The organism is Nonomuraea sp. NPDC004186 (assembly GCF_053603495.1).
On record NZ_JBSGFQ010000054.1, the window covers coordinates 62487 to 87789 of the forward strand.

A 25303-nucleotide genomic window follows, 5' to 3' on the forward strand; every position below is an offset into this window, starting at 1 on the left:
GCAGGCTGAGGCACAGCTGTCCTGCATGTCCCATGTGCCGGCCGGGGTGCTGCTGTGACGCAGGACGTCTCGGCAGGTCGCGGTGCTAATGTCCCGCGCGACGGCGGCGCGCCCGCAGGACGCGCTGCTGAGGTCCTGCGCGGCATGTCCCCAGGTCGCGTTGCCCGAGTCCTGCGCGACACGTTCTCAGAGCGCGCCGCAGGTGCCCGGTGTGCCGCATGCGCGAGCAGCGGCGCCGCTGTCCAGCGCGCCGCCCCTGCGGCCAGGGTCGAGGCGACCCCGCTCTGCACGTCCTCGGATCCGAGCACGGATCCCGTCATGAGCCCTCGGTTATGAGGAACTCCTGCGGCACCTCGTCGTACACGGTGAACACCGAGTCGAGCCCGGTGACCTGCAGGATCTTGCGGACCGCAGGACGTGGGGCGGCCACGTCGAGCGCCCCTCCCTGCTCCTTCATCCGCTTGAGCGCAGACAGAAGGACGTTCATCCCCGTGGAGTCGCAGAAATCCACGGCGGACATGTCGATGACCACTCGGCTGGGCCCTTCCTGCAGCAGCCGAGTGAACTCGGACTGCAGGTGAGGCGCCGTATAGAGGTCGATTTCCCCGGTGATGGCAACCAGTGCGCACCCGGCATGTGATCGAGTCGAGACCTTGAGCTCCACATGGGCAGGCTAGCGGCGCGGAGGCTTCCGGTCACGTTGTCACGCCGATAGGGCAACCACAGGTTTTTGTCCTCCGTTTGGGCTCCATGGAAACGGAGAGTACGCGAAGCTTGACAGCGTGACACCGGACACGGCACGACTTCACGGCGAAGGAGGGGCTGGGGCACGACAGACGGGTCCCGCGACGATGAAAGCAGAAAAACCTGAAGACCCTCAGCGTCAAGGGCTCCGAGAGCGCCTGGAGAACATCCTCATCCGCACGGAGAAGGCCACCTCATGGCATGACGAAGCAGAGCGCCTCCGCAGCCTGGTGAACCGCGAAGGCTACGTCCCCATCCGCACCCGGCTCGCGATCGAGGACCTTGACTTCCTGGGCGGCGCCCGGGCTGATCTGCTCAGGTTCTTGGAGCTCGGGCTGAGGTTGCTCGAGCTCCACCAGCCGAGGGACGCGGGAGGCATCACCAGCGACGCCGCCCATCCGATCCTGCGGTGCCGGAGCTGCATGTGGCGCTGGCCCTGCCCGACATTTCGAGCGATGTCGGAGTCGTTCGGCGCCTCGAGGGATCCGGCCGAGCCGGAGCTCCCGGAGAGCGTCTGAGGGCCGCGCCAGGAGGCCGATAGCAGGAGCACCCCAGCGCCAAGCGTCAGGAGGCTGGTGGCAGCGGCCCGGTGGCGGGGTCCGGGTGGCGGGGGCCGGGTGGCAGAGGCGCACGAGCCGCCGTACATCAGCAGGAGGCAGCCGAGGAGCCCGGTCAGGAACGAGCGGGCCGGTCAGCCGGCGACCAGGGGGAGCCGGATCTCGAACCGGCACCCCGGCCCGTCGTTGACCACCCCGATCACCCCGTCGTGCGCCTCCACGATCCCTTGCGCGATGGCGAGCCCCAGCCCCGCCCCGCCGTCGGCCGTAGGGGTACGAGCGGCCTCCCCCCGGAAAGCGACCTCGAACACCCGGGGCAGGTCCTCCTCAGGAATCCCCCCGCAGCAGTCCGCCACCGACAGACAAGCCATCCCCTCCTCATCCACCCCGGCCCGCAGCACCACGGTCCGGTCCGACGGCGTGTGCCGGATGGCGTTGATCACGAGGTTCCGCAGGGCCCGCCCCAGCGCCCCCGCGTCGGCCTCCACCGGCAGGGACGCCGACGCCTCGGCCGTCAGGACCACCCCCTTGGCCCTGGCCAGCGGCTCGGCCCCGGCGACGGTGTCGGCCACGAGGTCGGCCAGGCCGATGCGCGAACGCGACAGCCGCAGCGCCCCCGCGTGGATCCGCGACAGCTCGAACAGGTCGTCCACCATCCCCGAGAGCCGTTCCACCTCCAGCTTGATCTGGGCGTGGTAGCGCGCGACCGTGAGCGGGTCGGACACCACCCCGTCCTCCAGCGCCTCGACCATGGCCCGCATCCCGGCCAGCGGCGTACGGAGATCGTGGCTCACCCACGCGACGAGCTCCCGCCGCGCCCCTTCGAGGGCCCTTTCCCGCGCGTACGCCTCCTCCAGGGTGTTCGCGATGGTCTGGAGCTCGGCCGGCAGCCCCCGGGGCGCGGTGAACGGCACGTCGCGTACGGCGGCCACCAGCCGCCGGCTCTCCGCGACCACCCGCCTGGCCAGCACGAACGCCACCCCGAGCCCCACCAGCCCGCCCACGGCCACCACACTCAGCACGAAGTCCTTGACGGGACCCTCGATGATCATCTTCATGATGATCGCCACGACCCCGACCAGCGTGGCCGCCACGGCGACCACCACGACCACGGCCATCATCACCCCGATGGACCTGGTGCGCAGCCGCCACATCACCCCGATGCCGAGCAGCGCGACCACGAGCCCGAGCCCGGCCGCCACCGCCACGACCATGGGCAGGTCACCGGGCTGCGGCATCAGGAACCGCCCTCCATCGGCTCATACCGGTATCCGACCCCCCACACCGTGACGATCCTCCGCGGCTCGGTCGGATCCGGCTCGATCTTCTCCCGCAGTCGCCTGACGTGCACGGTCACGGTGGAGGAGTCGCCGAACGACCACCCCCACACCTGGTTCAGCAGCGCGGAGCGGCTGAAGGCCTGCCGCGGATTGCGCATGAGGTGTGCCAGCAGATCGAACTCCCGCGCCGTCAACATCACCTCGTCCCCCCGCAGCCGAACCTCGTGCGCCCCCACGTCCACCACCAGATCCCCGTCGCGCAGCACCCCGGTGCCGCCGGTGACGGACGCCCCCCGCGCCCGCCGCAGCACCGACTGCACGCGCAGCGCGAGCTCACGCGGGCTGAACGGCTTGGTCACATAGTCGTCGGCCCCCGTCTCCAGCCCGACCACCCGGTCGATCTCCTCGCCGAGCGCGGTCAGCATGATCACCGGTACGGGCCAGCGCTCCCTGAGCTTCCTGCACACCTGCAGCCCGTCGAGCTTGGGCAGCATCAGGTCGAGCACCATGAGGTCGGGCGGATGGGCCAGCGCCCTGCGCAGCGCCTCCGCCCCGTCGCCGACGCATTCGACCTCGTGACCGTCGCGCTCCAGGTAGCGCGCGACGACCTCGGAAACGGTCGGATCATCATCGACCACCAGGATGCGCGTGTTCACGACTTCACGGTACGGCCGGGGAACACGTAAGTGTCAGGGACGTCATTGCTTCGTAAGCCTCGCGGATCATGTCCGGAGGACGTACGGTTGCTGCATGGGTAGAGTCGTGATGCTTGTGCTGGGGACCCTGCTGGGTCTCTTCGTGCTGTTCAATTTCCTGCTGCCGATGCTGGTAGGCCTGGTCAAGATCGCTTTGATCATCGGGGTGATCGCTCTGCTCGTCTTCGTCGCGGTCACCGTGGTGGGCAAGTCCTCCCGATCGCATTGACGTTCTTCCTGTTCGACCCGTGGCTGGTCGGGATCACCATGCTGGCGATCCTGCTGCTGGCCACGTGGGCAGCCACGTTCCTGCCCATCCTCAGTGGGGGGCCGCCGAGCTTTCCGCTGAGTTACGCGCGCCGTACCGCCTTCCAGCGGCAGCGCGACCCTGACGCGGCCGGTCGCTCGCGTCCACGAGCCCCTTAGGCAAGCCCCGCTTCATCGTCAAGCGGGGCTCCTCGTACGAGTGAGCCCTTTTCCCTCATCTCACTCCAAGTAGGGCTCATGATCGATTCTCTTGTCACGTTCGTCATCAGCATGTCCGGGGGCAGCGCCGCGCTGGGCATCGTGCTGTTCACCCTGGCCGTACGGCTCCTGCTGCTGCCCCTGAACGTCCGCCAGTCCCGGACCATGAAGCTCCGCCAGCGGCTCGCCCCCAAGCTGCGCGAGCTCCAGAAGCGCCACGCGCGCAACCCCGAGCGGCTGGCCAAGGAGACCTCGGCGCTGTTCGCCAAGGAAGGCACTTCGCCGTTCGCCGGGTTCTTGCCGATGCTGGCGCAGTTTCCGTTCATGTGGCTGATGTACCGGGTGGCCACGCATCCGACCGCGCTGGCCGGACATACCCTTTTCGGCGCTCCGCTGGGTCAGCAGGTCGCCGGGACAGTGGCTAATTTCGGTCTGGTCAGTGCGCCGGTTTTGGTCTTTGTATTGGTCATCGCGCTGGTCGCGGTGGTGGCATGGTTCTCCGCCAGGAACATCAAGGTGACCGAGGACCAGCCGGACTGGCTGAAGCGACTCCTGCCATGGATGCCGTACGGCTCCGTGCTCGCCACGCTGGTGATGCCGCTCGCGGCCGGGCTCTACCTGCTCGTGTCCATGGCATGGGCCACGACCGAGCGGGCGGTGCTGGCTAGCCGGCCTCTCTGAGGGCTGTGACCTGCCCGTTCATCGACCCGCAAGGAGCGGGCAGGATGGCCCACACCGTGGTCGTGTCACCGTCGTGCCGAACCCCCCAGCTCTCCGCCACGTATTCCACGATGCCGAGCCCCCGGCCCCCGAGCGACGACAGGGTCGGGCGGCCCGCGCGCGGCTCGGTCGCCGCACCCCCGTCGCTCACCGCCACTTCGATGTGATCGTCACTCCGAAGCCACGCCACTCTCACCATCCCCGACGGAAGGGGATGCGCGTGCCTCAGCGCGTTGCTCAGCAGCTCGCTCACCACGAGCACCGCGTCATCGATCGCCGTCGAAAAAACCCCGCTGTCCTGCAGCTCAGTGCTCAGGCGCTGGCGGGCGACGGCGACGCTGGACGGCGCGTACGGCAGCAGCACCACGCTTGACACACCCACCTCCCCGTTCCCTGTGCCCCCCGCGGGAACACTCCCCGGTACGACCGAAATGCCCCGTTACTCGATCCCAGAAACCGCATCTCGATCACAGCTTGTACACATTGGACGATAGATCAGCTCAACTGTGACCACCTCGTTACCGCCTCGGTGTGTCGGATCCGATAGTGAAACTAGGCCCCCGACGCTCGCAGTTCGAGACGCATCCGTGTGCCGCCTCCGGGTCTCGGGTGCGCGCTCACGTCTCCGCCTTGGGCCCTGGCGAGGCTGCGGACTATGTAGAGACCGAGCCCCACTCCACCAAACCGTCTCCGGTCGCCGCTGTCCACCTGGACGAACCTCTCAAAGATCCTCTCTCGGTCAGTAGGGGCGATACCGACCCCTTCATCGTCCACGACCACGACGACGTTGTCGGCCTCGGCCCAGGCCTCCACGCTGATCAGCCCGCCCTTGGGCGAGTACTTGAACGCGTTCTCCAGCAGCTGCCCCAGCACGATGTCCGTGGCCAGGGCGTCCCCCAGCACGTTCGGCAGCCCGTCCTGGATGGCCACCTCGACCCGGTGCTTGTCCGACAGCGCGGGCAGCCCGAGCGTGGCCGCGTCGATCCGCTCGGCCAGGTCGAACTCCTCGATCCGCACCTTGAGCTCGTCGGCCCCCGCCCTGGCCCCGAGCAGCAGGTGGTCCATGAGCTCGCCCAGTGACCTGGCCCGCTCGGAGATCGTGTGCACGGCCGAGCGGCGTTCGGGGTCGCTCATCTTGTCCCAGCGCCGGTCGAGCGTGCTGGCGAACCCCCGCACGATCGTGATCGGCGTACGCAGCTCGTGGCTGGTCGTGGCCAGGAACAGGTCCTTGGCCTCCTCGAGCTCCTTGGCCGTGGTCACGTCGCGGAAGTCGATGACCACCTCGCCGGTCTCCTCGATCTGCGCGCTCACCACGTCCAGCCACCGCCCGGTCTCCATCTGGAACGTGACCTTCTCGCCCGGCTTGGGCAGCGGGAACGGCGGCGGCCCGCCGATGACGGCGTCGGCCGGGAACGCGGTGAGCTCGGCGGCGGCCGGGTTCCACCGGACGACCCGCCCCGATCCGTCGAGCACGGCGATGCCGTCGGCGCTGGCGTCGAAGACGGCCTGCTCGTGCGCCCGCTGCCGCACCGCCTCCTGGTAGGCCACCGCGTTGCCGACGGCGATGCCCGCGTGGCCGGCCAGGAGCTCCAGCAGCTCCAGTTCGAGGTGTCCGGGTGTGCTCTGGGCGAACAGCGCGTACAGGGCCCCGTACGGGCGCCCTCCGACCGCGGCAAGGCCCAGTGCGATCGTGTGCAGCCCCTTCAGCCGGGCCCAGACCAGGTCCTCGAGCCCGTTCGACTCCAGCATGACGGTCTTGCCGGTGCGTAAGAGCTTGTCGACGAGGCTCGTGCGCAGGTCCGTGGTGGTGCCCCTGATGGCCTCCGGGAGCTGGTACGTGCTGACCAGCCGCAACCGTTCATCCTCGATCAGCACGAACCCGCCCGCGTCCGCCCCGGTGAGCTCCGTGAGGCTGGCCGAGATCCGGTCGAGCACGGCCGACAGCTCCAGCTCGGAGTTGATGTCGCCGACCACGTCGGTGAGCCGGCGCACCAGCCTGGCCCGGCGCGCCATGCGGTCCTTGGCCACCTGGTCGGCCCGCGCGAGGTGGTGCACGCAGACGTACCCGGCCACGGAGCTGCCCAGGCGCAGCGCGCTGATGTCGACGCGCACGTCGAGCACGGTCCCGTCGTCGCGTAGGCGCTTGGTGCGGACCGAGACCTGGCCGCCGGTGCGCACGCGTTCGAGCACGGCGTTGTGCTCGGCGGTCAGCTCGCCCGGCACGATCGGCGCCCGGCGCCCGAGCATCTCCTCCGCCGTCCACCCGAACAGCCGTTCGGCCGCCTCGTTCCAGACCAGTACGCTCTGATCACGGTCGACGACCACGACGGCGTTGGGCGAACCGGCGAGGGCAGCGCGAGCTATTTCGTCGTCCCTACCGGCCCATTCGTCCCCCACTCCTCCATAGTGCACGTGGCGTGGTGAGTGCGTCGGGCGATCCGTCCGATACGCTGCGGTCACGGTGATTCTCGGCGGCGGGGAGGCTGGCGGCATGTCGAGCAACGATCTCGATGCCCTGTTGCGCGTGACCTCCAGCACCTATCGAGGTGAGGCGCCTCCTGACATCGCGTTCGGCCCCTATGACGGGGCCGTCGGCAGGCTGATGCTCGCGGTCACCGGCAAGGGCATCGCGGCGTGCAGCTTCGAGCCGGAAAACGCCGTGTACGAGCTGCTCACGAGGCACGTGGGCAGGTTCATCGGACCGGATCCGCGCCGGCTCGACCCGGTGCGCAGGGAGCTGGACGCCTACTTCTCCGGCCGTCTGCGCGCGTTCACCACGCCCGTCGACCTGGCGCTGGCGACGTCCTTCGCCCGCACGGTGCTGCAGAAGACGATGGCGGTCCGGTACGGCACCACCACGACGCTGGAGGAGATCGGCGCGAGCATCGGCAGGCCGCGCGCGCTGCGGGCGATCGGCAACGCGCTGGCCTCCAACCCCGTGTGCGTGATCGTGCCGTGCCACCGGGTGGTGCGTGAGGACGGCGCGCTCGGCGACTACGCGGGCGGCGCGGCCGCCAAGCAGCACCTGCTCAACGTCGAAAGGCGCGCATCGACCAGCTGATCAGCAGGGTGACCAGCACGGCGACGACGGCCGCGCCGAGCGCCCCGTTCATCCACGGCTGCCGGGTGAAGCCGATGGCGTCGCGGGCCCCCTGCCAGAAGCGGTCCCATGGCTTGAGCGTGGGCGCGGAGGTCGTCAGCCAGTACGCCACGAAGCCGAGGGCCCACGGCACCAGCCTCGACCAGCGCGAGGGCGCGTTCTCAGCGGTGTTCCAGCTCCGCGAGCCGCCGAGCACGAAGTAGTCCACGGCCAGCACCGCGAACATCGGCACGAACACCGCCCCGATCACCCCGAGGAACGCCCCGTACGAGTTGACGTCCACGACCAGGGCGATCGCCACGCTCAGCACGCCGATGGCGACGGAGAAGACGCGCCGGTCCACCCGCGGCATCAGGTTCTGCAGCGAGACCGTGGTGGAGTAGACGTTGGCGAACGACTGGTCGGTCTCGCGCAGCACCAGGATCGCGAAGAACAGCGCGCCCAGCGGCACCGCCACGAACGCGCCGAACACCGACGTCCCGTCGGCCGCCACCTTGTCGGCCCCCGCCATGGCCACCGCGAACACGCCCAGGCCCAGGCAGGCGACCTGTGCCAGCGTGTAGCCGCCGACCACGCCGGTGAACGCGGCCCTGCTCGACCTGGAGTGCCGGGCGAAGTCGGCCGCCATCGGCACCCACGACACCGACAGCGCGATCACGTAGTCCACGGCGGGCGCGAAGGCCGTCCAGGACCCGCCGGTGTGCGCGGGCGCCCTGGTGAGGAAGAACCAGGCGAACCACACCATCGACACGATCACGCCGATGGTGACGTACCGCCGCAGCAGCCTGACGGACCCGAGCGGCCAGATCGTGAGCGCGGTGGTCAGCACCCCCGCCGCGATCACCCACACCTGGTACGGCACGGCGCCGAAGATCGCGCTGGCCGCCTTGGCGATCACCCACAGCTCGAACGCGGCCCAGCCGAGCATCTGGACGATGTTCAGCACCGTGGGGACGTACGAGATCCGCGCCCCGAACAGGCCCCGCAGCAGCACCATCGCGGGCTGCCCCGTCTGGGTGCCGGGGACGGCGGACAGGCCCACCATGGCGGTGCCGATCAGGCTGCCGACCACGGTCGCCAGGAGCGCGGCGGTCAGGCTGAGGGGAGCGTTGGACAGGGGGTTGAGCAGGAGCAACGCGCCGGAGAAGCCCAGGAGGCTGACTCCGAGATTCGCCCAGAGCGCGCCCTGATCGAGCACGCCCAGGGTCTTCGGCGGCCTGCCTTCAAGAGTCAGCGGAACTTCGTCGACGACATGCGTCATCGCACACTCCCTACGCCGGCATTACCCGGACAGGTTCAGGCGGTCGGCAGCGGATCTATGGCTGCCCTCTCAGCCCGGCGCACCCCGAGCTCCCGCGACAATCTGCAGTTGGCGCCCTCATCATGCCTCAGCGACGGCGAAACCGCCACAGTGGGGCCTTTTTACGCCACGAACGGCTGCTGCCCGGTCTCGCTGACCATCGGGCGGCTCGCGAACTCCCACGACTGCATGCCGCCGCCGACGTTGACGGCGTCGCGCCCGAGCTGGTTGAGCCAGGCCGCGACCTGCAGGGACCGGCCGCCCACCCGGCAGACGACGTAGACCGTGCGGTCGCCGGGCACCTCGTCGACCCGCCCCTGTATCTGGGTCATGGGGATGTGCACGGCCTCCGGGGCGTGCCCCGCGACCCATTCGTCCTGCTCACGGACGTCGAGCAGGTAAGCGTCTGCCGGAACGGCACTGGCCTCGATCTCAGGAACGGTCATGACTCCATCATCTCGCGCCTGGCGTCGTAGGCCGCACGCGCCGCGGCGATCTCCTCCTGGTGCGTCTCCGTCCAGGTGACCAGCGACTTGATGGTCTCGTGCAGCGTACGGCCGAGCGGCGTGAGCGCGTAGTCCACCCTGGGCGGCACGACGGGATGGACCGTGCGGCTGACCAGGCCGTCGCGCTCCAGCTGGCGCAGGGTCACGCTGAGCATGCGCTGGCTGACGCCGTCGATCTCGCGGCGGAGCTGGGTGAAGCGCAGGCTCTGGCAGTCGAGCAGGGCGATCACGAGCAGCGACCACTTGTCGGCGATGCGGTCGAGGATCTGGCGGACCTCGCAGTCCTCGCGCGTGTCCCACTGGCGCACGTCGTAGTCGTCGAGCGGTTCCACAGTGCCTTCTTCCGTCGAGCTCACTTGAGAAGGCGGGACAGCCGGCGGTCGGCGAGGGGCTTGCCGCCGGTCTGGCAGGTGGGGCAGTACTGCAGCGAGGAGTCCGCGAAGGACACCTCGCGGATCGTGTCGCCGCAGACGTCGCACGGCTGCCCGGCCCGGTTGTGGACCCGCAGTCCCGACTTCTTCTCCGCCTTGAGGTCCTTGGCCGCCAGCCCGTGCGCCCGCTCCACCGCCTCCCCCAGGGTGGCGATGATGGCCTCGTGCAGGTCGGCGATCTGCGCGTCCGTCAGCGTGGCCGCGATCTTGAACGGGGACATCCTGGCGGCGTGCAGCACCTCGTCCGAGTACGCGTTCCCGATGCCGGCGATGATCTTCTGGTCGCGCAGCAGCCCCTTGATCTGGGTGCGGTTGCCGCCCACGATGCGCTTGAGCGCGTCGACGGTGAAGGACTCGTCGAGGGGGTCGGGGCCGAGTGCGGCGATGCCGGGGACGTCGTCCGGGTTCTTGGTGACGTAGACGGCCAGGCGCTTCTGCGTCCCGGCCTCCGTCAGCTCGAACCCGGGCGCCAGGCCCTCCTCGTCGGGCGCCAGCCGGACCCGTACCGCGAGCGGGCCCTTGCCGGGACGTACGGGCTTCGCGCCCGACAGGTCGTCGCGCCAGCGCAGCCACCCCGCCCGGGCCAGGTGGATGACCAGGTGGAGGCCGTCGCAGTCGAGGTCGAGGAACTTGCCGTGCCTCGACACCCCGGTGATGGTCAGCCCGCCGAGCGCGGTCACCGGCGGGTCGAACGTCTTGAGCGCCTGGATGGCCACCACGTCGATCCCCAGGACCGTGCGGCCCACGGCCCGTTCGCGCAGGAAATGGGTGAGCGACTCCACTTCGGGAAGTTCCGGCATGTCCCCAGGGTACGTGCGCGTCCGGCCGTCCACAGCCTGTGGACGGCTACGGCACGCTCCAGAAGGCCAGCTCGTGCGCCATCCCCTCGGCGAACAGCTCCTCGGCCCGCGCCGGGTCCGGCGCGGCCTGGTCGATCATCTGCGCGATCCGCGCGGTGAGCGCCGCGAAGGCCGGATCCGCGTACGTGTCCACCCAAGCCCGATATCTCGACTCAACAGGGGAAATTTCCGCCAATATCTGTCCGAGACTCGAATATCCCCACATACACGGATAAAGCGCCGCCAGCCCCTCCCCGTACGACGCCGCCGACTCCAGCAGGAACGCCGTGTACGCCGCGCACGCCGGCCCCTTCACCGCCCTCTCCAGATCGGCGCCGAACTCCGCCGACAACGACCGGTGCAGGCTCAACTCGTCGTGGTACGTGGTGTGCGCCAGGTCCACCAGATCACCCAGATGCCCGTCGGGCGCCTGCCAGGCCAGCCGCGCGAACACCCGTACGTAGTCGAGCAGGAACAGGTAGTCCTGCTCCAGCCACGACCTGAACACCGCCTCGGGCAGGTCGCCACGCGCGATGCCGGCCACGGTCGGATGGTCGAGCTGAGCCCGGAGCAGCGGGCGGCCGACGGCGTGCAACTTCTCCGAGACAGTCATGGCTGGGAGGTTAGTGTCGAAGCATGACTGTGACGATCGCCGAAGAGCTGCTCCTGCTCGCCCACGACGACGAGAAGGGCACGCCGCTCGTCGCCGGGACCCAGCTCGACCCGGCCCTCGCCGGCGCGCTCCTCGCCGAGCTGGCCGTCAACGGCCGGCTGGAGCTGTCGGACAAGAAGGTGACGGTCATGGACCCGTCCCCGCTCGGCGACTCCGAGCTGGACGCCACCCTGGCCCGCATCACCGAGGAGGGCAAGGAGCGCAAGCCCGCCTGGTGGGTCCAGCGGCTGCAGTCGGCCAAGCTGCGCAGGCGCCTGCTCACCAGGCTGGCGGAGTCGGGCGTGCTGACCGAGCAGCGCGGCAAGGTGCTGGGCATCTTCCCCACGACGCGCTGGCCCGAGGCCGACTCCGACGTGGAGGCCGCGGTCAGGGACCGGGTGACCAGTGCGCTGGCGGGCGCCGACCCCGACGCCCGCACGGCCGTCCTGATCGCCATCGCGCACGCGGCCAAGCTCGACCGCAAGGCCTTTCCCGAGGCGAGCAGGCAGCGCGTCAAGGAGATCGCGGAGGGCGCCTGGACGGCCGACGCGGTCGCCCAGACCATCGCCGCCATCAACGCGGCCATGATCGCGGCGGTCACCGCGGCGACCATCGCCGCGACGACCTCCACCTCCGGGTGAGCCGCTCTAGTTGCCGGTGTCGATGACGTCCTTGGGCACCGGCTTGTCCTCCTTCAGGGCGTTGAAGAGGGCCAGCGCCTTGGGCCGGTCCGACTTGATCGCTTCGCCGCCGTCCGCGAGCCGCTCGGTGCCGCCGAACGGAACCACCGTCGTCACCGGGCTGTCGCCCATCGCCAGCCCCAGCGACAGCAGGTCGAAGGCGCCCGTGCCACCGTCGACCGAGACCGCGTCCGTGGCGCTCATCGCCAGCGGGATCGACGTGAACGGGTTGATCAGCACTCCGGGGCTGGCCGCCTTCTTCACGACCGCGCCCAGGAACTGCCGCTGCCGCTTGGTCCGCTCGAAGTCGGGCAGCGCGCCGCCCTTGCGGGTCCGTACGTACCCCAGGGCCTGGGCGCCGTTGAGCACCTGCGTGCCCTTCTTCAGCTTGAGCCCGGCCTTCGGGTCGTCCACGGCGGCCCGTACGTTGATCTCGACGCCTCCGATGGCGTCCACGATGCCGACGAACCCGGCGAACCCGATCTCCATGTAGTGGTCGATGTACACGCCCGTGACCGACTCCACGGTGCGGACCAGCAGCTGCGGCCCGCCGTTGTAGGCGGCGTTGAGCTTGTCGCGCCTCTTGCCCGGGACGTCGACGGCCAGGTCGCGCGGAAGGCTGACCAGCGTCGGCTTGTCGCTGCCCTCGGGGATGTGCAGCAGCATCATCGAGTCCGTACGGTTCCCGCCGGTCGCCCGGCCCGTGGCGAGCTTCTTGCGCTCGGCCGCCGACAGGCCCTTGCGGCTGTCGGAGCCGACGAGCAGCCAGTTGGTGCCGGGAGTGTCGGCGGGACGGCCCGGATAGTCGTCGAGCACGCCGTCGATGCCCGCGATCCTGGAGTTGATCCAGAAGAGCATGCCCACGCCCGCCACCAGCAGCACGACCAGGAGCCCGCCGACGATCTTCAGGATCGTCCTGCCGGACACCCGCCTGCGGGGCTTCGACGGGTCCGAGGGGCCGCTCCTCGACCGCAGCGGCTTGACGGGGCCACCGCCGCCGCCGCCGGAGCGAGCCCGGCCGTACACGCGCGAACGCCCCTGGGCCGGCTCGTCCGGGGCGGAGCCGGGAGAGGCGGCGCCTGACCCCGGCTCGGGGTACTGCGGGGCCACAGGCAGCTTGTGCGTGGGCGCGCCCGGCCCCCCAGGGGGCGCGGACGGGACCTGGTGGGCAGGCGCTCCCCCGGCACGCAGGCCGTCACCTGGCCTCGGCGGCAGCGGGCGGCCGTCGCCTGGTGAGCGCATGGCCCGCGTACGGTCGTCCTCAGACACTTCGCCTTCTTCCCTTCGGTGTGTCATAAACGCTACGTCGAACCCCTTACCAGTGAAGACACTCGGCCAAGGTTTTCCCATGGAAAAGTACGCAGAACCAGGGAAGAGTCACCACGGAAACATAGATGCCACCAGCATCGTTACGGTTATGGACGACCTCTATCGAAGGGAAGATCGTGTCCGCTCCGGACCCGTGGAGTCTTTGCCCGTGCGCCAGCACGGGTTCCTCTGAGAGCTCACCATGGTGAGCGCCTATCTGGGCCTGCTGGCCCTCATCCTCCTCACGGCGGCGACCGGCTACTTCGTCGCTCAGGAGTTCGCCTTCGTGGCCGCCGACCGCGCCCTGCTCCGCGAGCAGGCGGCGGCGGGTGACCAGGCCGCCGAAAAAGCGCTCCAGGTCACGTCCCGCCTCTCCTTCATGCTCTCCGGCGCACAGCTCGGCATCACCGTCACCGCACTGCTGGTCGGCTTCCTGGCCGAGCCCGCGATCGCCACGATCGTACGACCATGGCTGGCGGACACCGGACTGTCCGACACCGTGATCACCGGACTTTCGGTCGCCATCGGGGTCTTCGTGGCGACCGTGGTCCAGATGGTCCTGGGCGAGCTCGCGCCCAAGAACCTGGGCATCGCCAGACCGGAGCCGGTGGCCAAGTTCCTGGCGAGCTCGACGCTGGTCTACCTGGCCGTGGTGGGCCCGGTGGTCAAGCTGTTCGACTCGGCGGCGACGGGCCTGCTCAGGCGCGTGGGCATCGAACCGGTGGAGGAGGTGGAGCACGGCGCGACGCCGGAGGAGCTCTCCCGCATCATCGAGGAGTCGACCATGGCGGGCGAACTCCCCCCGAGACTCTCCGATTTGCTGGAACGGGCCCTGGAGTTCGGCGACCGCACGGCGGAGGAGATCATGGTCCCCCGCCCGCGCGTCGTCGTGCTGCGCTCCGAACAGCCCATCTCGGACCTGATCGAGATCATGCGCAGCTGCGGCCACTCCCGCTACCCGGTCATCAACGAGGACGGCGACGTCATCGGCGTGACGGGCGTACGCGAGTTCCTCTCATCGGGCCTGCAGGAGGGCGAGATGGCGAGCATCACCCGCCCGGCCCTGCTGGTCCCGGACTCGGTCCCGCTCCCCGCCGTGCTCGACCGGATGCGCGTGGCCAAGGACGACATCGCCTGCGTCATCGACGAGTACGGCGGCCTGGCCGGCGTGATCACGGTCGAGGACCTGGCCGAGGAGCTGGTCGGCGAGCTGGTCGACGAGAACGACCCGGAGCCGGCCGGCGTGGTCGAGCACCCGGGCGGAATCTGGGAGGTCCCGGGCACGCTGCGGCTCGACGAGGTCGAGCGCGCCACGGGCGTCGCGCTCCCGGAGAGCGACGACTACGACACCCTCGCGGGCCTCGTTCTGGCCAAGCTCGGCAGGATGCCCGACGAGGGCGACACGGTGACGGTGCCGATCGAACAGGACACCGACCCCTTCGCAGAGGACGAGCAGGAACACCTGGCAGAGCTGACAGTGATATCTCTCAACCGCAGAGTGCCCGAGTGGGTCCGCGTGGCCCCCGTCCAGCACGCGGAGGCGGCCCGATGACCATGCTCGTCGTCAGCCTCGCCCTGCTGGTCTTCAACGCGCTGTTCGTGGCCGCGGAGTTCGCCTTCGTCTCCGCCAGGCGCCACCGCCTGGAGGAGATCGCCTCCCGCAACAACCGCCTGATCAGGCTGGCGGCCAGGTCTGCGGTCGGCGGCACCAAGCAGCTCTCCCTCATGCTGGCGGGCGCCCAGCTGGGCATCACGCTGTGCACCCTGGGCCTCGGCCAGGTGACGGAGCCCGCGATCGAGCACACCCTGGAGCCGGTCTTCGCCGCCCTCGGCGTCCCGGAGGCCCTGCGCATGCCCATCGCCCTGACGATCGCCCTGGCCCTGGTGACCTTCGTCCACATGGTGGTGGGCGAGATGGCGCCGAAGTCGTGGGCCCTGACCCACCCGGAACGCTCGGCCCTGCTGCTGACCGTCCCCTTCCGCGCCTTCACCTGGGTGATGCGCCCGCTCCTGTCGTCCCTGAACGGCCTGACCAACCTCATCCTGCGCCTGTTCGGCGTCCAGCCCAGGAACGAGCTGGCCACCACCAGAACCCCCCGCCAGCTGGCCATGCTGGTGGGCGAGTCAGGCCGCATGGGCCTCCTGGACCGCGACGAACACGACCTCCTGACCCGCGCCCTCCGCCTGGACGACGAGGGCATTGAACGCCTGATGATCCCCATAGGCCAAGCGGTCATGGTCCCACCCCAGGCGAACGCGAAGGAGATCAAGGAAGCGGCGGCAAGGAGCGGCCACCTCAGACTCCTGGTAGGCACGCCAGGCGACGTGAGAGGCGCCCTCCACGCAAGAGACGCCCTCCTGCAGCCCACAAGCAAGGCAGAAGACCTCTGCCGCCCGCTGCCGAAGCTCCCGTGCGTAACCCAGGTCCCGGAGGCGGTGACGGCCCTACAGGAGGCAAGAGCCCACCTGGCCCTGGTAACAGCTCAACCTGGCGATGTAATCGGCATGGTGAGCCTCACAGACCTCTTGGGTGAACTCCTGGACACCAGAACCCTAGCCACTGTGACGTAAAACACACCGACAAGTCACCCGAAAGCCGGTTGCAACCAAACGGGCGTACCGTCAAAACACGGCACGCCCGTTACCAACAGGTTCTTGAAAAGAGAGACAGCCCCCCTTGCGATCCATCAAACACTTCGCCAGTGTGGGTCTGCCATGACAGAAGACAGAAGCGCCAGCGGCGATGGAGGGTCCGGGAGCCCACTCCCGGATAGGGGGGTCCGGGGGACCTCCCCCGGAAAAACGCTGGGGGTCCGGGGGTTATCCCCCGGGATAAATGACGAGGGGACCCACGGGAGCAAGCCAAAAGCTTGCGACCAAGAGTCCCCAGTCACCGAGTGGGCGAGGAGGGATTTGAACCCTCACGTCCTTTCGGACACACGGACCTGAACCGTGCGCGTCTGCCGTTCCGCCACCCGCCCTTGTGGGTGCGGAAAGAACACTAGCACGGAACAGCCACTGGTACTGAACCCGGATACGATCGCATAAGACACGGGAGCGGAGGAGCTGGGCGCGACAGCCGACGAGCGCCAGGGATGCCGTGACGTGGAACGAGCGGGAACCGGGCGCCGGACGCGTCTGGGGGCCGCGATCATATGCACGGAGGAAGGGAGGTACCCGGTGGGAGTCCTTCAGCGCTTCGAGCGAAGGCTCGAAGGCTTGGTTGAGGGGGCCTTTGCGCGGGCGTTCAAATCTGACCTTCAGCCGGTCGAGGTCGCCAGCGCGGTTCAGCGGGAGATGGATGAGCGTGCGGCGATCGTCGCTCAAGGTCGCACGCTTGTGCCCAACGACTTCGTGGTTGAGCTGTCCACGACCGACAGCGAACGGCTTGAGGTCTACGCCGACAGCATCAGTCACGAGCTGGCCAACCTTGCCAGGGAGTACGCCAAGGAACAGGGCTACTCCTTTGTGGGACCGGTCCGGGTCCGCTTCGAGACCGCCGGCGATCTGGCTGTGGGGCTGTTCCGCATCAGGTCCGGCGTCATCCGCGGCGCGACGGTCGAGCAGGACGAGATTCGCCAGCCGGCGAGCGACCTGCCTCCGTCGAGGCCGAACGCTTTCAACGGGCGGCCGAGGCTGCTCGTCTCCACTCAGGACGACCCGCAGGGCGACCGTTCCTACGAGCTCACCACTCCGGTGACCTTGCTCGGCAGGGGCACCGACTGCGATCTTCGTCTGGTCGATCCGGGAGTCTCGCGACACCACGCGGAGTTGCGGGTCGAGGGCCAGACGGTGGCCCTCGTCGATCTCGGGTCCACCAACGGCACTTTCGTCAACGGCCAGCCGGTACGCAGGATCGAGCTCCAGAACGGCACGCGAGTGACGTTGGGGCGCACGACTCTGGTGTTCCGGCGCGATTAGGGGTAGACAAGCGGTCCATGTCCGAGCTCACGCTGCTGCTGATCCGGCTCGCCTTCCTGGCGGTGCTGTGGTTCTTCGTCATTGCCGCAGTCGGCGTGATCCGGACTGACTTGTTCGGTTCACGCACGGCTCCCGCGGGTCCACGCAAAGGCGTGAAACCCACCAAACCGGCGGCGAAGCCCAAGAACAAAAAGGGCGAGCCACGCCAGCTCATCGTTACCGGTGGCCCCTTGCAGGGCACCACCATTAACCTCACGGAGACGCCCATCACCATTGGCCGGGCCAATGACGCCACGCTGGTAGTCACCGACGACTACGCTTCCAGCCGGCATGCCCGGCTCTTTCCCCAGGACGGTCAATGGATCGTGGAAGATCTTGGGTCCACCAACGGCACGTATCTCGACCGCTCGAAAGTCACCCGCCCGACCCCGGTGCCGCTCGGTGTTCCGATCCGCGTCGGCAAGACAGTCATTGAATTGCGCAAATGACCATCGCACTCCGCTACGCCGCCCGCTCGGACGTCGGCCTCCTCCGCGAAGGAAACGAGGACTCGGCGTACGCTAGCGGCCGCCTGCTCGCCGTCGCAGACGGTATGGGCGGGCACGCACACGGCGAGGTGGCGAGCTCAGTCGCCATCGCCGCCATGGCCTCTCTGGAAGAGGCCCAACAGGGGGGTGACCTGCTCAACGCCATCGAGGCAGCGGTACGCGACGCCAATCGCAAGCTGCACGAGATGGTGGGGCGGGATCCCAGCCTCAAAGGCATGGGCACGACTCTGACGGCCATGCTCTGGCACGGCACCCAGGTCGCTCTGGTGCACGTCGGCGACTCGCGCGCCTACCTGCTCAGGCGCGGGGAGCTCTACCAGATCACCCATGACCACACGCTGGTGCAGCAGCTCGTCGACGACGGGCGCATCACGCCGGAAGAGGCGGCCACGCATCCGCAGCGCTCGATCCTGCTGCGCGCGCTCGACGGCAGTGGTGAGGTCGATCCCGACCTGACCCTCCGCGAGGCGCAGATCGGCGACCGCTACCTGCTGTGTTCCGACGGCCTGTCGGGCGTGGTGAGCGCGGAGACGTTGCACGCCACGCTCACCAACATCGACGATCCTGAAGAGGTCGTGCGCCAGCTCATCGATCTGGCGAACAGAGGTGGCGGGCCCGACAACATCACCTGCGTGCTGGCCGACGTGGTGGAGATCAGCGACGGGCAGCAGGTGCCCGCCGAGGCCGCCATCGTCGGGGCCGCCGGCATGACCCGGCTGCATGGCAACCCCCAGGAGACCCATCCGGGGCGAGCCAGCGCGGTGACCGCGCCCCAGCCGGTCCTCACCGACGACGACTTCGATGAGCCGGTCGCCGAGGCGCCCCGGCGCAGGCGTCGTCGTGTGTGGCCCGTGCTGGTCACCGTGTTCGGCATAGGCGTCGTCGCCGTCGGCGTCGGCGGTTATTTTGGATATCAGTGGACCCAGGACCAGTTCTTCGTCGGTGCTAGGGGCGACGAGGTGGTCGTGTTCCAGGGGGTCCAGAGAGAGCTGGGTCCCTTCCAGCTCTTCAAGGTCTCCAAGGCCACGGGCCGGCAGCTCTCCAAGCTGTCCGATGCCGACCAGGCGATGATCAAGGGCGGCATTCCGGTCACCAATGTCGACGAGGGCATGACGAAGATCAACGCTTTGAAGTTCGCCCAGGAGGACGACAAGGACGGCAGCGACACCCCCGCCACGACCGCCAGCTCGTCGCCCACGCCAACCGTGAGCGCGACCAAGACGAAGCAACGGTAAATGAGCGAAGTCGCAGATTCCCCCGTCCCGATGCCGGCCAAGCGCCGCATGGCCCAGCTCGTCATGCTCGCTCTGGCAGTGCTGATCGTCATGGGGGCCTACGCCAACGTGGGCCTGGCGGTGGACGGCAAGGTCCCCGCGGGCATGCTGGCGTACGGACTGGGTCTGGGCGGCCTGATGCTGGCCGCCTACCTCGTGCTGGCGAAGTTCGCCCCCTGGGCCGACCCCCTGATCCTGCCGCTGGTGACCCTGATCAACGGTCTCGGCCTGGTGATGATCTACCGGTTGGAGGCCGCCAAGATGGGCGGCGCGTCCACCACCAACCAGATCATGTGGACGGGTCTCGGCGTCGTCATGTTCTCGATCACCCTGGTCGTGCTGCGTGACCACCGCATGCTCCAGCGCCTGACCTACACCGCGGGCGCCGTCGGCCTGGTCCTGCTCGCCATCCCCGCGCTACTGCCGGGCAGCCTCAGCGAGGTGCAGGGCGCCAAGATCTGGATCCGCATCGGCGGCTTCTCCATCCAGCCGGGCGAGTTCGCCAAGCTGGCGCTGGTCGTCTTCTTCGCCGGCTATCTGGTGGCCAAGCGCGACGTGCTGGCGCTGGCCGGGCGGCGGCTGCTCTTCATCGACCTGCCCAGGGCCAGGGACCTCGGCCCCGTCCTCATCACCTGGGGGCTCAGCCTGCTCGTCCTGGTCTTCGAGAAGGACCTGGGCACCTCGCTGCTGCTGTTCGGGACGTTCATCGCGATGCTCTACATCGCGACCCAGCGCACCTCGTGGGTGCTGATCGGCGTGCTCCTCTTCGTCGGCGGCGCCTTCCTCGCCGGGCAGGTCTTCGACCACGTCGGCGCCCGCTTCGACGCCTGGCTCGATCCGAGCAACCCGATCTACTACGGCAACGACCCCGTCTGCCTGAAGGATCCGCCGGGCGACCCGATGTGCAGCAAGAGCTTCCAGATCATGCAGGGCCTGTTCGGGTTCGGCGCGGGCGGCATCCTGGGCACGGGGCTCGGCGAGGGCAACCCCCAGCTGATCCCGCTGTCGTTCTCCGACTTCATCTTCGCCGCGACCGGCGAGGAGCTGGGCCTGACCGGCCTGATGGCGCTGCTCATGATGTACGCCCTGCTGGTCGAGCGCGGCCTGCGCACCTCGCTGGCGGCCCGCGACCCGTTCTCCAAGCTCCTGGCGGGCGGCCTGTCGTTCATCCTGGCCTGGCAGGTCTTCATCATCGTCGGCGGTGTGACGAATCTCATCCCCCTGACCGGCCTGGTCACCCCGTTCATGTCCCAGGGTGGCTCGGCGTTGCTGGCTAACTGGATCCTTATCGCGCTATTGGTACGCATGTCAGATGCGGCCCGGCGGCCTCCGCCCCAGGCGATCCAGAACGAAGGACTGACGCAGGTGTTCCAGCGATGAACAGCCCTCTGAAGCGCGTGGCGGTGGCCTGCCTGGCCATGTTCGCGCTCCTGATGATCAACGTGAACTACCTGCAGGCGGTGAAAGCGGAGGGCCTGCGCGGCGACGCCCGCAACACCCGCAACTTCTACGAGCGCTACGCCATCGAGCGCGGCCGGATCACGGCGGGCGGCAAGGTGCTCGCGCAGTCCGTCGAGACCAAGGACCCCCGGTTCAAGTTCCTCAGGCAATACCCCGAGGCCAGGCTCTACGCCCACGTCACCGGGTTCTTCTCGCCGGAGAGCGAGAGCGCCATCGAGAGGTCCGAGAACCAGCTGCTCAACGGCTCCAGCGCCGACCTGCTGCTGCGGCGGAGCATCGACCTGTTCACCGGCGAGCCGACCAGGGGCGCCAACGTCGATCTCACGATCAACCCCAAGGCGCAGAAGGCGGCCTACGACGCGCTGCGGCAGAGCGGCAAGCGCGGCGCGCTCGTGGCGCTCGACCCGAAGACGGGCGGGATCCTGGCGATGGTCTCGCTGCCCACCTACGACCCGACCGAGCTGTCCGGCACCGACAAGGGCAAGGTCTTCCCCCGCTTCGACGAGCTGGCCAAGGAAAAGGGCCAGCCGCTGCTCAACCGCACGATCGCGCAGACCTACCCGCCCGGCTCGACGTTCAAGGTCGTGACCATGGCGGCCTACCTGGAGGACGACTCCTCGCGCGGGCCGCAGACCACCGTGGACGCGCCGCAGCGGCTGCCGCTGCCCAACACGAACATCAGCCTGCCCAACTACGGCGGCGCGGCCTGCGGCTCCGGCTCGGTCACGCTGACGTACGCGCTGGAGAAGTCCTGCAACACGCCGTTCGGCAAGATCGGCATGGAGCTGGGCTACGACAAGATGAAGGAGCAGACCGAGAAGTTCGGCATGGGCCAGCCGGTCGCCGTGCCGATGTCGGTCACCGCCAGCGACTTCGGCCCGGAAGAGGACAAGGCGGCCCTGGCCATGGCCTCGATCGGGCAGCGCAGCAACCGCATGACCCCGATGCAGATGGCCATGATCGCCGCGGGCATCGCCAATGACGGCAAGGTGATGAAGCCGTACCTGGTCAACAAGATCACCGACGCCAAGGGCGACACCATCAACCAGGCCGACCCCGAGGAGCTGTCGGAAGCCGTCAGCTCCGAGACGGCGGGCAAGCTGCGTGAGATGATGGTCAGCGTCGTCCAGAACGGCACCGCAAACCTGGCGCAGGTCCCAGGCGTCCAAGTAGCGGGTAAGACGGGCACCGCGGAGACGGCCGACGGCCAGCCACCGCATGCCTGGTTCATCTCCTTCGCGCCTGCCGAGGATCCGAAGGTGGCCCTGGCGGTCATCGTCGAGTCCGGTGCTGCCAACGTCGGTGCGGAGGCGACCGGCGGCCACACCGCCGCGCCGATCGCAAAGGCCGTGCTGGAGGCGGTGCTGAACAAGTGAGTGACGGTAACCTGCTGGGTCATGCGGCTCCGTAACCGCTATCTCCTGATCTCCCGCATCGCCACAGGCGGTATGGGGGAGGTCTGGCGCGCCCGTGACGAGTTGCTCGGGCGCGAGGTGGCGGTGAAGATCCTGCGCAGCCACATCTACGCCGACCCCACTTTCCGTGAGCGGTTCAGGAACGAGGCGCGCATCACCGCGGCTTTGGCCGACCCGGGAGTGGCGCAGATCTTCGACTACGGCGAGCAGAGCGACCTGGCCTATCTCGTGATGGAGCTGGTGCACGGCGAGCCGCTGTCGGCGATCCTGGCGCGCAACCGTTCCATCGGGCCCGAGGTGACGCTCGACGTGGTGGGCCAGACGGCCAAGGCGCTGCACGCCGCGCACACCTCCGGGATCATCCACCGCGACATCAAGCCGGGAAACCTGCTGGTCACCTCGGAGGGGACCATCAAGGTCACGGACTTCGGCATCGCGCGGGCCCTGGAGGCGGCTCCGGTCACGCAGACGGGTACGGTGCTGGGCACGGCCCAGTACGTCAGCCCCGAGCAGGCCCAGGGATTCCCGCTCACTCCCGCGACCGACCTCTACTCGCTGGGCGTGGTGGCCTACGAGTGTCTGGCCGGGCGCACGCCGTTCCGCGGCGACAGCCAGGTGGCGATCGCGCTGCAGCACCTCAACGAGCACCCGCCGCCTCTCGGGGTGGACGTGCCCGCGCCGGTGCGCGAGCTGGTCATGTCGCTGCTGTCGAAGGACCCCGCGCGGCGCCCGGCCTCGGCGCTGGAGGTGGCCGACCGGGCCTACCTGCTGCGCGAGTCGCTGGCCAGCGCCGAGCAGGGCGCCGACCTCAGCATGCTCACCGACCCGGGAGGCTTCCGGGTACGCGAGCCGGCTCCGGAGGACGAGCAGGAGACGGACCACCTCCACTCGGCCACCACGCCGCAGGAGCCGGCCGTGGGAAAGCGCCACAGGAGGACGCTGGCCCTGGTGGCCACCGCGGGCTGCGCGGCCGCGGTGGGGCTCAGCGCCATCACGTTCGCCGACCGGCAGCCCACGCAGCCGACGCCGGACGTGGCCGAGCCGACCAAGTCGGCGGTGGCGCCGCCGGACCGGGCGACACCCTCGCCCACGAAAAGACGTACCAAGCGGCCTTCCGTGGTTCCGGTGAAGTCACCGAGGCCTATACCCTCGCGGTCAGCTACGGTAAGCAAGTCGGCAACACCCACCAAGAAGCCGACACCGAAACCGACCCCGACCACCCGTACCCCTACGCCCACACCGACCCCAACGCCCACCACTACACCCAAAACTCCGACACCCACCGCCTCGCCGGACCCGGGTGATACAAACCCGCCCAAGGAGGAGACGTGATGCGCTTTGGGGTCGATGATGGACACCGGCGGCCCCCCGAGCAGGCCGGTACCCAAGATGAACGGTAAGGGACAGTGCAGGAAATGACTCAGCCTCGGCTACTCGGAGGTCGCTACGAGCTCGACGGTGTCGTCGGGCGCGGCGGCATGGCCGAGGTGTATCGTGCCCGAGACATCCGGCTGGACCGCATAGTCGCGATCAAAACCCTCCGGTCCGACCTGGCGCGCGATCACACCTTCCAGGCCCGCTTCCGCCGCGAGGCACAATCGGCCGCCTCTCTGAACCACCCGGCCGTCGTCGCGGTCTACGACACCGGCGAAGACGGTACCGAAGGCACCCCCGTGCCGTACATCGTGATGGAGTACGTCGACGGCCGGACGCTGCGCGACCTGCTGCGCCAGGACCGGCGGTTGCTGCCGGAGCGCGCGGTCGAGCTGGTCGACGGCATCCTGCGAGCCCTCGACTACAGCCACCGCGGCGGCATCGTGCACCGCGACATCAAGCCGGCCAACGTGATGATCACGCGCGCCGGCGACGTCAAGGTGATGGACTTCGGCATCGCGCGCGCGATGGCCGACTCCGCGGCCACGATGACGCAGACGGCGCAGGTGATCGGCACCGCCCAGTACCTGTCTCCCGAGCAGGCGCGGGGCGAGCGGGTCGACGCGCGCAGCGACATCTACTCCACCGGTTGCCTGCTCTACGAGCTGCTGACCGGGCAGCCACCGTTCACCGGCGACTCTCCCGTCGCGATCGCCTACCAGCACGTGCGCGAGGACCCGATCCCGCCGTCGCAGATCGACCGCGACATCCCCCCGTGGGCCGACGCGATCGTGCTCAAGGCCATGGCCAAGGACCCCGCCCACCGCTACCAGAGCGCGGGCGAGATGCGGGCCGACATCCAGCGGGCGATGTCCGGGATGCCGACCGACGCGCAGACGATGGCCATGAACGGCAACTTCAACCAGGGCACGCGGATGATGACCGCGACCCAGGCGGGACAGGGCCCGGCCACGCAGCGCACCACCGCGGTCCCACCCTACGAGTACGACGAGGGTGGCAGTGGCGGCGGCGGCCGTGGCGGGCGGCGCAGGGCGAGCGGCGGCGGGAACAACGCCGTCAAGACCGCGCTGTGGATCATCGTCCCGCTGGCGATCATCGGTGCGTTCATCGGGGTCGGCTACTCGGTGTTCGGGTCGAAGGGCACCCCGGCCGCCACGCAGGTCACGATCCCGTCGCTGGCCAGCCAGGAGCGCGCGTACGCGGAAGAGCAGCTCAAGAACCTCGGGCTCACCGTCCAGGTGGTCCAGGAGAACAGCGACGACGTCGACAAGGGCAGCGTCATCAAGACCGACCCTCCCGAGAACTCCAAGGTCGACAAGGGCTCCCCGGTCAAGCTGGTCATCTCGAAGGGCCCGGAGAAGGTCAAGGTGCCCGACGGCCTCATCGGCCAGTCGCAGGAAGACGCCATGAAGACGTTGGAGGACGCGGGCCTGCGCGGCACGGTCAAGACCAAGGTCTCCAGCAAGTCGCAGGGCACGGTCATCGACACCAGTCCCAAGGCCGGCGAGGCGATCGAGAAGGGCGGCGCGGTCACCCTCTACGTGCCCAAGGAGCTCGGTGAGGTGCCCAGCGTGATCGGGCTCACCGAGGCGGACGCCAAGGCCCAGATCAAGGCCGCCGGCTTCAAGGCCAGGGTCGTCCCGCAGGCGAACGAGCAGCCCGAGGGCACGGTCATCCAGCAGAACCCGGGTGAGGGCGCCAAGCAGGCACCGGGCACGACCATCACGATCGTGGTGTCCACAGGTCCCGGCCTGGACACGAACAACCCGCAGCCCACCACGGAAGTGCCGACGGACACGCCCACGGACGACCAGACGGACTTCCCGTCCGACGGCGACCAGCCGACCGACGACAACCCGATCGGTGACGACGGCCTCGGAGGCAACGGCAACTGAGACATGAAGAAGGGCCGCCCGGGGACCCGCTGCTGCTGACCGTCGCGTTCCAGGCGTTGGTGACGGTCTGGCCGTTGGCGAAGGCCCACGTCACCGTCCAGCCGCTGATCGCCGAGC

General features: G+C 69.0%; 26 protein-coding genes, 1 tRNA gene, 1 pseudogene and 1 riboswitch. Of the genes and pseudogenes, 15 read left to right on the forward strand and 13 right to left on the reverse strand.

Translation table 11 applies throughout. The features are described from left to right. Nucleotides 1–316: 316 nt before the first annotated feature. A complete protein-coding gene (locus tag ACWEPL_RS36045) occupies nucleotides 317–664 on the reverse strand; it encodes an STAS domain-containing protein (RefSeq protein ID WP_185069723.1) in 348 nt (115 codons plus the stop codon). A 310-nt stretch (nucleotides 665–974) separates the two neighbouring features. Here ACWEPL_RS36045 and ACWEPL_RS36050 point away from each other — a divergent pair, with 310 nt between their 5' ends. Next, on the forward strand, nucleotides 975–1262 hold the full coding sequence (locus ACWEPL_RS36050) for a hypothetical protein (protein ID WP_350732418.1): 288 nt from the start codon (nucleotides 975–977) through the stop codon (nucleotides 1260–1262). A gap of 173 nt (nucleotides 1263–1435) precedes the next feature. On the opposite strand, the gene ACWEPL_RS36055 is transcribed toward ACWEPL_RS36050, so the two are convergent. Then, nucleotides 1436–2539: a sensor histidine kinase gene (locus ACWEPL_RS36055; protein WP_355203135.1), complete on the reverse strand. Its 1104-nt coding sequence runs from the start codon at nucleotides 2537–2539 to the stop codon at nucleotides 1436–1438. Next, nucleotides 2539–3237 carry a response regulator transcription factor gene (locus tag ACWEPL_RS36060; protein WP_350732414.1) on the reverse strand — a complete coding sequence of 233 codons (699 nt, stop codon included), beginning with the start codon at nucleotides 3235–3237 and terminating at the stop codon, nucleotides 2539–2541. Before ACWEPL_RS36060 ends, ACWEPL_RS36055 begins: the two co-directional genes overlap by 1 nt. 94 nt (nucleotides 3238–3331) lie before the next feature. On the opposite strand from ACWEPL_RS36060, the gene ACWEPL_RS36065 reads away from it, so the two are divergent. From ACWEPL_RS36065 to ACWEPL_RS36075, 3 genes are all read left to right on the forward strand, one after another. Continuing rightward, entirely contained in the window at nucleotides 3332–3505 is a 174-nt protein-coding gene (locus tag ACWEPL_RS36065) for a hypothetical protein (protein ID WP_185079462.1), read from the forward strand. After that, nucleotides 3502–3702, forward strand: coding sequence for a DUF6412 domain-containing protein (locus ACWEPL_RS36070; protein WP_350732412.1), 201 nt, complete (start codon nucleotides 3502–3504; stop codon nucleotides 3700–3702). The genes ACWEPL_RS36065 and ACWEPL_RS36070 overlap by 4 nt, the downstream gene beginning before the upstream one ends. 78 nt (nucleotides 3703–3780) lie before the next feature. Next, complete coding sequence (locus tag ACWEPL_RS36075; RefSeq protein ID WP_363977430.1) at nucleotides 3781–4422, forward strand: YidC/Oxa1 family membrane protein insertase; 642 nt, start codon at nucleotides 3781–3783, stop codon at nucleotides 4420–4422. Here ACWEPL_RS36075 and ACWEPL_RS36080 read toward each other — a convergent pair. Continuing rightward, nucleotides 4406–4837 carry an ATP-binding protein gene (locus tag ACWEPL_RS36080; protein ID WP_355203142.1) on the reverse strand — a complete coding sequence of 144 codons (432 nt, stop codon included), beginning with the start codon at nucleotides 4835–4837 and terminating at the stop codon, nucleotides 4406–4408. The genes ACWEPL_RS36075 and ACWEPL_RS36080 overlap by 17 nt on opposite strands. 176 nt (nucleotides 4838–5013) lie before the next feature. Beyond that, nucleotides 5014–6858, reverse strand: a complete 1845-nt coding sequence (locus tag ACWEPL_RS36085; RefSeq protein ID WP_452438856.1) for an ATP-binding protein — start codon at nucleotides 6856–6858, stop codon at nucleotides 5014–5016. Between the two features lie 94 nt (nucleotides 6859–6952). On the opposite strand from ACWEPL_RS36085, the gene ACWEPL_RS36090 reads away from it, so the two are divergent. After that, nucleotides 6953–7522 (forward strand): methylated-DNA--[protein]-cysteine S-methyltransferase, encoded by a 570-nt coding sequence (locus tag ACWEPL_RS36090; protein WP_363977436.1) that lies wholly within the window; start codon nucleotides 6953–6955, stop codon nucleotides 7520–7522. On the opposite strand, the gene ACWEPL_RS36095 is transcribed toward ACWEPL_RS36090, so the two are convergent. The 5 genes from ACWEPL_RS36095 to ACWEPL_RS36115 all read right to left on the reverse strand — a co-directional run bounded on the left by ACWEPL_RS36095 (nucleotide 7491) and on the right by ACWEPL_RS36115 (nucleotide 11250). Continuing rightward, entirely contained in the window at nucleotides 7491–8822 is a 1332-nt protein-coding gene (locus ACWEPL_RS36095; protein ID WP_452438857.1) for a purine-cytosine permease family protein, read from the reverse strand. The two genes, ACWEPL_RS36090 and ACWEPL_RS36095, sit on opposite strands and share 32 nt — an antisense overlap. After that, nucleotides 8813–8928: riboswitch (TPP riboswitch) on the reverse strand. Its footprint overlaps the gene before it by 10 nt. A gap of 55 nt (nucleotides 8929–8983) precedes the next feature. Next, nucleotides 8984–9307, reverse strand: coding sequence for a rhodanese-like domain-containing protein (locus tag ACWEPL_RS36100; RefSeq protein WP_350732401.1), 324 nt, complete (start codon nucleotides 9305–9307; stop codon nucleotides 8984–8986). Beyond that, nucleotides 9304–9699, reverse strand: a complete 396-nt coding sequence (locus tag ACWEPL_RS36105) for a winged helix-turn-helix transcriptional regulator (RefSeq protein ID WP_350732399.1) — start codon at nucleotides 9697–9699, stop codon at nucleotides 9304–9306. The genes ACWEPL_RS36100 and ACWEPL_RS36105 overlap by 4 nt, the downstream gene beginning before the upstream one ends. A 20-nt stretch (nucleotides 9700–9719) precedes the next feature. Further along, nucleotides 9720–10598 (reverse strand): Fpg/Nei family DNA glycosylase, encoded by an 879-nt coding sequence (locus ACWEPL_RS36110; RefSeq protein ID WP_452438858.1) that lies wholly within the window; start codon nucleotides 10596–10598, stop codon nucleotides 9720–9722. Between the two features lie 46 nt (nucleotides 10599–10644). Next, nucleotides 10645–11250, reverse strand: a complete 606-nt coding sequence (locus tag ACWEPL_RS36115; protein ID WP_452438859.1) for a TenA family protein — start codon at nucleotides 11248–11250, stop codon at nucleotides 10645–10647. A gap of 23 nt (nucleotides 11251–11273) precedes the next feature. Here ACWEPL_RS36115 and ACWEPL_RS36120 point away from each other — a divergent pair, with 23 nt between their 5' ends. Beyond that, nucleotides 11274–11930, forward strand: coding sequence for a GOLPH3/VPS74 family protein (locus ACWEPL_RS36120; RefSeq protein WP_363977451.1), 657 nt, complete (start codon nucleotides 11274–11276; stop codon nucleotides 11928–11930). A 6-nt stretch (nucleotides 11931–11936) separates the two neighbouring features. Here ACWEPL_RS36120 and ACWEPL_RS36125 read toward each other — a convergent pair whose 3' ends face one another. Next, nucleotides 11937–13238, reverse strand: coding sequence for an LCP family protein (locus ACWEPL_RS36125; protein WP_363977453.1), 1302 nt, complete (start codon nucleotides 13236–13238; stop codon nucleotides 11937–11939). Nucleotides 13239–13479: 241 nt separating this feature from the next. Between ACWEPL_RS36125 and ACWEPL_RS36130 the strand changes: the two genes are divergently transcribed. Then, nucleotides 13480–14829 carry a hemolysin family protein gene (locus ACWEPL_RS36130; protein WP_452438860.1) on the forward strand — a complete coding sequence of 450 codons (1350 nt, stop codon included), beginning with the start codon at nucleotides 13480–13482 and terminating at the stop codon, nucleotides 14827–14829. Beyond that, the gene (locus tag ACWEPL_RS36135) at nucleotides 14826–15848 is read left to right on the forward strand and encodes a hemolysin family protein (RefSeq protein ID WP_363977459.1); all 1023 of its coding nucleotides are present in this window, start codon (nucleotides 14826–14828) and stop codon (nucleotides 15846–15848) included. The genes ACWEPL_RS36130 and ACWEPL_RS36135 overlap by 4 nt, the downstream gene beginning before the upstream one ends. A 327-nt stretch (nucleotides 15849–16175) precedes the next feature. Here the strand turns inward: ACWEPL_RS36135 and ACWEPL_RS36140 are convergent. After that, nucleotides 16176–16258: transfer RNA gene (locus ACWEPL_RS36140), tRNA-Leu, on the reverse strand. 199 nt (nucleotides 16259–16457) lie between these two features. Between ACWEPL_RS36140 and ACWEPL_RS36145 the strand changes: the two genes are divergently transcribed. The 7 genes from ACWEPL_RS36145 to pknB all read left to right on the forward strand — a co-directional run bounded on the left by ACWEPL_RS36145 (nucleotide 16458) and on the right by pknB (nucleotide 25186). After that, the gene (locus ACWEPL_RS36145) at nucleotides 16458–17198 is read left to right on the forward strand and encodes an FhaA domain-containing protein (protein ID WP_091081864.1); all 741 of its coding nucleotides are present in this window, start codon (nucleotides 16458–16460) and stop codon (nucleotides 17196–17198) included. Between the two features lie 17 nt (nucleotides 17199–17215). Beyond that, nucleotides 17216–17686, forward strand: coding sequence for an FHA domain-containing protein FhaB/FipA (locus ACWEPL_RS36150; protein WP_350732387.1), 471 nt, complete (start codon nucleotides 17216–17218; stop codon nucleotides 17684–17686). Beyond that, nucleotides 17683–18981 (forward strand): Stp1/IreP family PP2C-type Ser/Thr phosphatase, encoded by a 1299-nt coding sequence (locus tag ACWEPL_RS36155; protein WP_452438861.1) that lies wholly within the window; start codon nucleotides 17683–17685, stop codon nucleotides 18979–18981. The genes ACWEPL_RS36150 and ACWEPL_RS36155 overlap by 4 nt, the downstream gene beginning before the upstream one ends. Beyond that, entirely contained in the window at nucleotides 18982–20400 is a 1419-nt protein-coding gene (locus ACWEPL_RS36160; RefSeq protein ID WP_363977466.1) for an FtsW/RodA/SpoVE family cell cycle protein, read from the forward strand. It abuts the gene before it with no gap. After that, a complete protein-coding gene (locus tag ACWEPL_RS36165) occupies nucleotides 20397–21857 on the forward strand; it encodes a peptidoglycan D,D-transpeptidase FtsI family protein (protein WP_363977469.1) in 1461 nt (486 codons plus the stop codon). The genes ACWEPL_RS36160 and ACWEPL_RS36165 overlap by 4 nt, the downstream gene beginning before the upstream one ends. Nucleotides 21858–21878: 21 nt before the next feature. Further along, on the forward strand, nucleotides 21879–23228 hold the full coding sequence (locus ACWEPL_RS36170; RefSeq protein ID WP_355203177.1) for a serine/threonine-protein kinase: 1350 nt from the start codon (nucleotides 21879–21881) through the stop codon (nucleotides 23226–23228). An 83-nt stretch (nucleotides 23229–23311) separates the two neighbouring features. Beyond that, complete coding sequence (gene pknB / locus ACWEPL_RS36175) at nucleotides 23312–25186, forward strand: Stk1 family PASTA domain-containing Ser/Thr kinase (protein WP_452438862.1); 1875 nt, start codon at nucleotides 23312–23314, stop codon at nucleotides 25184–25186. A gap of 31 nt (nucleotides 25187–25217) precedes the next feature. On the opposite strand, the pseudogene ACWEPL_RS36180 reads toward pknB, so the two are convergent. Beyond that, a pseudogene (locus ACWEPL_RS36180) lies at nucleotides 25218–25295 on the reverse strand (cellulose binding domain-containing protein); the annotation flags it as partial. Between the last annotated feature and the right edge of the window lie 8 nt (nucleotides 25296–25303).

Excerpts from the sequence above, each read along its gene's own strand:
- ACWEPL_RS36055 (WP_355203135.1), bottom strand. The coding sequence starts at position 2,539 with ATGCCGCAGCCCGGTGACCTGCCCATGGTCGTGGCGGTGGCGGCCGGG.
- ACWEPL_RS36065 (WP_185079462.1), top strand. The coding sequence starts at position 3,332 with ATGGGTAGAGTCGTGATGCTTGTGCTGGGGACCCTGCTGGGTCTCTTC.
- ACWEPL_RS36075 (WP_363977430.1), top strand. The coding sequence starts at position 3,781 with ATGATCGATTCTCTTGTCACGTTCGTCATCAGCATGTCCGGGGGCAGC.
- ACWEPL_RS36090 (WP_363977436.1), top strand. The coding sequence starts at position 6,953 with ATGTCGAGCAACGATCTCGATGCCCTGTTGCGCGTGACCTCCAGCACC.
- ACWEPL_RS36095 (WP_452438857.1), bottom strand. The coding sequence starts at position 8,822 with ATGACGCATGTCGTCGACGAAGTTCCGCTGACTCTTGAAGGCAGGCCG.
- ACWEPL_RS36100 (WP_350732401.1), bottom strand. The coding sequence starts at position 9,307 with ATGACCGTTCCTGAGATCGAGGCCAGTGCCGTTCCGGCAGACGCTTAC.
- ACWEPL_RS36110 (WP_452438858.1), bottom strand. The coding sequence starts at position 10,598 with ATGCCGGAACTTCCCGAAGTGGAGTCGCTCACCCATTTCCTGCGCGAA.
- ACWEPL_RS36115 (WP_452438859.1), bottom strand. The coding sequence starts at position 11,250 with ATGACTGTCTCGGAGAAGTTGCACGCCGTCGGCCGCCCGCTGCTCCGG.
- ACWEPL_RS36120 (WP_363977451.1), top strand. The coding sequence starts at position 11,274 with ATGACTGTGACGATCGCCGAAGAGCTGCTCCTGCTCGCCCACGACGAC.
- ACWEPL_RS36130 (WP_452438860.1), top strand. The coding sequence starts at position 13,480 with ATGGTGAGCGCCTATCTGGGCCTGCTGGCCCTCATCCTCCTCACGGCG.
- ACWEPL_RS36135 (WP_363977459.1), top strand. The coding sequence starts at position 14,826 with ATGACCATGCTCGTCGTCAGCCTCGCCCTGCTGGTCTTCAACGCGCTG.
- ACWEPL_RS36150 (WP_350732387.1), top strand. The coding sequence starts at position 17,216 with ATGTCCGAGCTCACGCTGCTGCTGATCCGGCTCGCCTTCCTGGCGGTG.
- ACWEPL_RS36155 (WP_452438861.1), top strand. The coding sequence starts at position 17,683 with ATGACCATCGCACTCCGCTACGCCGCCCGCTCGGACGTCGGCCTCCTC.
- ACWEPL_RS36160 (WP_363977466.1), top strand. The coding sequence starts at position 18,982 with ATGAGCGAAGTCGCAGATTCCCCCGTCCCGATGCCGGCCAAGCGCCGC.
- ACWEPL_RS36165 (WP_363977469.1), top strand. The coding sequence starts at position 20,397 with ATGAACAGCCCTCTGAAGCGCGTGGCGGTGGCCTGCCTGGCCATGTTC.
- ACWEPL_RS36170 (WP_355203177.1), top strand. The coding sequence starts at position 21,879 with ATGCGGCTCCGTAACCGCTATCTCCTGATCTCCCGCATCGCCACAGGC.
- pknB (WP_452438862.1), top strand. The coding sequence starts at position 23,312 with ATGACTCAGCCTCGGCTACTCGGAGGTCGCTACGAGCTCGACGGTGTC.